Here is a 4,093-nt window from a genome sequence, read left to right on the forward strand (position 1 = left end):
CGCCGCCGCCCACAGGCGCGCGAGCAGGCCCGGGGCGTCGGCGGCGCAGCGCCGGGCCGGGCGCGCCGCGGCCCGGAGGAGGTTGGCGATCGGGTCGACGGACATGATGTTCTCCTGCGGCGCAGCGTTGCGTGGCGCGCCGTGCGGAGCAGCCTGCGCCGCATGGGCCGGCGCGCAGAAGCGTCTCGCGCTCACGGCAGGCGTGAGGAATACTCACGTCCATGCGTCCCTCCCGACTGCCCAGCATGGAACAGCTGCGCGCGCTCGATGCCGCGCTGCGCGCCGGCAGCTTCGGCGAGGCGGCGGAGTCGCTCGGCCTGACCCATGGTGCTATCAGCCGGCACGTCGCGGCGCTGGAATCGATGCTGGGCGCGCCCCTGTTCCGGCGCGGCCCCAAGGGTGCAGAGCCCACCGCACTGGCGCGCCGCTACCATGCCGAGGTCGCGCCGCTGCTCGCCGGCATCGAGGAGGCGACGCGCCGCGCGGCCACGCGCCGCCGCCGCGCGCAGGATGCCGGCGGCGAAGTGCGGATCGGCGTGGTGCCGACCTTCGCGGCACGCTGGCTGCTGCCGCGCCTGCCGGACTTCAACGCGGCGCACCCCGCCATCCGGGTCGAGGTGGTGGCGACCACCGAACTGCAGGATCCTCGGCGGCACGGGCTCGATTTCCTGGTGCGCCACGGCATCCCGCCCTGGCCGGCGCTGGAGGCGGAACTGCTGCTGCCCGAGACGCTGCGCCCCGTGCGCTCGCCGCGCTTCCCGCTGCGCGGCACGCCCTCGATCCGCGCCATCGCCGAACGCCTGCCGCTGATCTTCGACGTGAACGGGGAGGACTGGGCGGCCTGGCTTGCGGCCGCGGGCTGGCGCGGCCCACCGCCCGCCAGGGGAACGGTGTTCAGCGACTTCGGCCTGACGCTGGAAGCGGCTGCAGCCGGGCTTGGCCTCGCACTCGCGCGCAGGGACCTGGCGGACAGGGAAATCGCCTCGGGCCGGCTGGTCCACGCGCATCCCTTCGCGGCGCCGGGGCGGCGGGCGCATCACCTGGCGCGACCGGCGGGCCCGCTGCGCCGCCCGGCGCAGGTGCTCTGGGACTGGATGCGTGCGTGCGCGTCGCGGCCCGACGCAGCGGATCAGCGCAGCAGCGGCGCGTAGCGGTCCCGCCACGCGAACAGCAGCATCGCCGTCAGCACGGTCAGAACGGCCGCGATCGGCAGCCCGCCCGGGTTCAGCACCAGGTGGAACAGCACGATCACGGTGATGATCGGCAGCAGCATCAGCAGTGCGAGCGCCGGCGCGCGGTTCGTCAGCAGCATCAGCCCGGCGATGAGATCAATCGTCTTCATCAGCGGCCAGAGGAAGCCGCTGTCGCGCAGCGCGGCCTCGAAGCGCAGCCCGGCTTCGCTGGTCGGCGGGTGGAACAGGTCCTGCCCGGTGATGATCCAGGCGAAGCCATTGGCCGCGCCCACCAGGAACAGCAGGGCGAGCAGGATGCGCGGGATGTCGATGGTGAGGATGCGGATCATGGCATGTCCCCGTGGCCGTGTGTGCGCGCATTGGTGCGCCGGGGGCGCGGGACGGCAAGGGTCGGTCTCACCGGATTGTGATCCGCCTCGCCGCGCGGCTTGACGCGCCCCGCCCCGCGGCGCATCAGGCCCGCGGCGTCAGACGGCCGGGCGGCCGCTGGCCTGCGAGCGATCGCGGGCTGGAGGAAAGTCCGGGCTCCACGGGACTACGGTGCCGGCCAACGGCCGGCGGGGGCGACCCCAGGGAAAGTGCCACAGAGAACAGACCGCCCGCGCGCCGCAAGGCCTGCGGGCAAGGGTGAAACGGTGGGGCAAGAGCCCACCGCGCTTCCGGCAACGGCGGCGGCACGGCAAACCCCACCGGGAGCAAGGCCGAATAGGGGCGGACGGCGAGGCGCTGCAAGGCGCTGACGCAGGGGCGGTCCCGCCCTTCCGCCCGGGTTGGCCGCGCGAAGCCCGCAGCGATGCGGGTTCCAGAGGAATGGCCGTCCTTGCCCGGCAACGGGCATGACAGAACCCGGCTTACAGGCCGTCTGGCGCCACTTTTCGACCCGTCAGCGCAGGCGCTGGCGCGTGCCGGTCACGATCGTGTCCGGGCCGGTCGTCAGCACTTCGATCTCCTCCGCGCCGCGGCGCCAGGCGAAGGCACAGGGCGCGGTGCCCGTGCCGGAACAGGCGACCATCTCGGGCCGCCCCTCGCAGCGCGTGTCGCGCGGCGCGCAGCGGTCGGCATCGGGCAGGCGCAGCGGTTCCCACCCCGCCGCGATCAAGACCTGGCGCGCCGCGGCATAGGGCGTGCCCGGCGCCACCTGCGCGAGCGCCGGCACGGCGAGCATCGACAGGGCGAAAAGGGCGGCGAAACGGCGCATGGCGGACCTCCGGCGCGGGAGCATGGCGCGGCGCGGCTGGATTTTCATCGCCTTTCCTGATTCACGCGCGCAGGGTTTTCCGGCAAGCATCGGTAATCTCGGTGTTTTTCGTGCAACACCGGCAAGCCTCTTCGTCTTTATCCCTTGTCGTCCCAAAGTTTCCCGTGTTATCCCATGCCATCTCGTGAGGATCCCAATGCGCTCGGGGGGGCGAGCGGGATCCAGGTCGGGATGGTCGGGCGAGCCGGCGGGGTCGGGGGGCCCCGCCGGCCGCTGATCCGGGCCGGAACAGCAGGGGCACGCGGCACGTTTCGGCCGCACGCGGGGGGCGATGACCCAGTTCCTGGGCACGCACAAGGGCAAGTTGGACAAGAAGGGCCGCATCTCGGTCCCGGCGTCCTTCCGTGCCGTGCTCGAGGCCCTCGGCAGCCCCGACATCGTGCTGTTCCCGTCCTTCCGGCATCCCTGCATCGAGGCCTGGCCGGCGAGCACCTTCGCCACCATCTCCGCGCGCCACGGCGACCTCGACGTCTTCTCGGACACGGCCGACAACCTCGCCGCCGCGCTCTTCGCCTCGGCCCATCCCGCCCGCCCGGACGGCGAGGGCCGCATCGTCCTGCCCGAGGACATCGTCGCCGAGGCCGGCCTGTCCGAGGCGGTGTCCTTCATCGGCGCCAACCGCTGCTTCCAGATCTGGGACACCGACCGCGCCATCGCGCATATCCGCGAGGCCCGCGCCCGCGCCCGCGACTTCAAGCTGACGCTCCCCGCCCCCCGCCCGGACGGAGAGGCGCGATGAGCGAGGGACATCTCCCCGTCATGCTGGCCGAGGTGCTGGCCACGCTCGCCCCGAGGGATGACGCTGCCTATCTCGACTGCACCTTCGGCGGCGGCGGCTATGCCCGCGCCATCCTCGAAGCCGCCCCCCGCTGCACGCTGTTCGCGATGGATCGCGACCCCGACGCGATCGCGCGCGGCGCGGCGCTGGCCGCCCGCTTCGCCCCGCGCCTCGCGCTCATCGAAGGCCGCTTCGGCGACATGCTGGACCATCTCGCCGAACGCGGCGTGACCGCGCTGGACGGCGTGGTGATGGATCTCGGCGTCTCCTCCTTCCAGCTCGACCAGGCGGAGCGCGGCTTCTCCTTCCGCGCCGAGGGCCCGCTCGACATGCGCATGGAGAAGTCGGGGCCGTCGGCCGCCGACCTCGTGAACACGCTGCCCGAGGCCGAGCTCGCCGACATCCTCTTCCACCTGGGCGAGGAGCGCTTCGCCCGCCGCATCGCCAAGGCCATCGTCGCGCGCCGGGCGGAACAGCGCTTCGAGACCACGGGCGACCTCGCCGCGCTGGTGCGGTCGAAAGTGCCGCGCGACCCGTCGGGCATCGACGGCGCGACGCGCGCCTTCCAGGCGCTGCGGCTGGCCGTGAACGACGAGCTCGGCGAGGTCGAGCGCGGGCTCGCCGCCGCCGCGTCGCTGCTGGCGCCCGGCGGGCGGCTCGTCGTCGTCGCCTTCCATTCGCTGGAAGACCGCATCGCGAAACGCTTCATGGCGGAAGCGACGGGCCGCGCCGGCGGCGCATCCCGCCACGATCCCGGCGCGCTGCGCGTCGCGGCGCGCCCGCGCTTCCGCCTGCTGACACCCCGCGCGCTCCGGCCCTCCGAGGCCGAGACGAGCGCGAACCCGCGCGCCCGCTCCGCGAGGC

5 protein-coding genes and 1 other RNA gene are annotated in these 4,093 nt (G+C 73.6%); 4 read left to right on the plus strand and 2 right to left on the minus strand.

The window, feature by feature from the left end; all coding sequences use genetic code 11:
* The first annotated feature begins 221 nt into the window (after positions 1-221).
* Positions 222-1,151 (plus strand): LysR substrate-binding domain-containing protein, encoded by a 930-nt coding sequence (locus HW577_RS21915; RefSeq protein WP_198378241.1) that lies wholly within the window; start codon positions 222-224, stop codon positions 1,149-1,151.
* On the opposite strand, the gene HW577_RS21920 is transcribed toward HW577_RS21915, so the two are convergent.
* Positions 1,130-1,522: a hypothetical protein gene (locus HW577_RS21920; RefSeq protein ID WP_198378242.1), complete on the minus strand. Its 393-nt coding sequence runs from the start codon at positions 1,520-1,522 to the stop codon at positions 1,130-1,132. The genes HW577_RS21915 and HW577_RS21920 overlap by 22 nt on opposite strands.
* 138 nt (positions 1,523-1,660) lie before the next feature.
* On the opposite strand from HW577_RS21920, the gene rnpB reads away from it, so the two are divergent.
* An RNA gene (rnpB, locus tag HW577_RS21925) (RNase P RNA component class A) lies at positions 1,661-2,063 on the plus strand.
* A 13-nt stretch (positions 2,064-2,076) separates the two neighbouring features.
* Here the strand turns inward: rnpB and HW577_RS21930 are convergent.
* A complete protein-coding gene (locus HW577_RS21930) occupies positions 2,077-2,391 on the minus strand; it encodes a hypothetical protein (protein ID WP_198378243.1) in 315 nt (104 codons plus the stop codon).
* A gap of 331 nt (positions 2,392-2,722) precedes the next feature.
* On the opposite strand from HW577_RS21930, the gene HW577_RS21935 reads away from it, so the two are divergent.
* Both HW577_RS21935 and rsmH read left to right on the plus strand, forming a co-directional pair.
* Entirely contained in the window at positions 2,723-3,190 is a 468-nt protein-coding gene (locus HW577_RS21935) for a division/cell wall cluster transcriptional repressor MraZ (RefSeq protein ID WP_198378244.1), read from the plus strand.
* Positions 3,187-4,093, plus strand: a 907-nt coding sequence (rsmH, locus tag HW577_RS21940) for a 16S rRNA (cytosine(1402)-N(4))-methyltransferase RsmH (protein WP_198378245.1), incomplete at its 3' end; no start/stop codon positions are given. The genes HW577_RS21935 and rsmH, both read left to right, overlap by 4 nt.

It is taken from the genome of Neoroseomonas rubea, assembly GCF_016106015.1.
Lineage (GTDB): Bacteria > Pseudomonadota > Alphaproteobacteria > Acetobacterales > Acetobacteraceae > Neoroseomonas > Neoroseomonas rubea.

Bases quoted from the DNA above. Each gene is read 5' to 3' on its own strand.
- HW577_RS21935 (WP_198378244.1), top strand. From the start codon at position 2,723: ATGACCCAGTTCCTGGGCACGCACAAGGGCAAGTTGGACAAGAAGGGC.
- HW577_RS21915 (WP_198378241.1), top strand. From the start codon at position 222: ATGCGTCCCTCCCGACTGCCCAGCATGGAACAGCTGCGCGCGCTCGAT.
- HW577_RS21920 (WP_198378242.1), bottom strand. From the start codon at position 1,522: ATGATCCGCATCCTCACCATCGACATCCCGCGCATCCTGCTCGCCCTG.
- HW577_RS21930 (WP_198378243.1), bottom strand. From the start codon at position 2,391: ATGCGCCGTTTCGCCGCCCTTTTCGCCCTGTCGATGCTCGCCGTGCCG.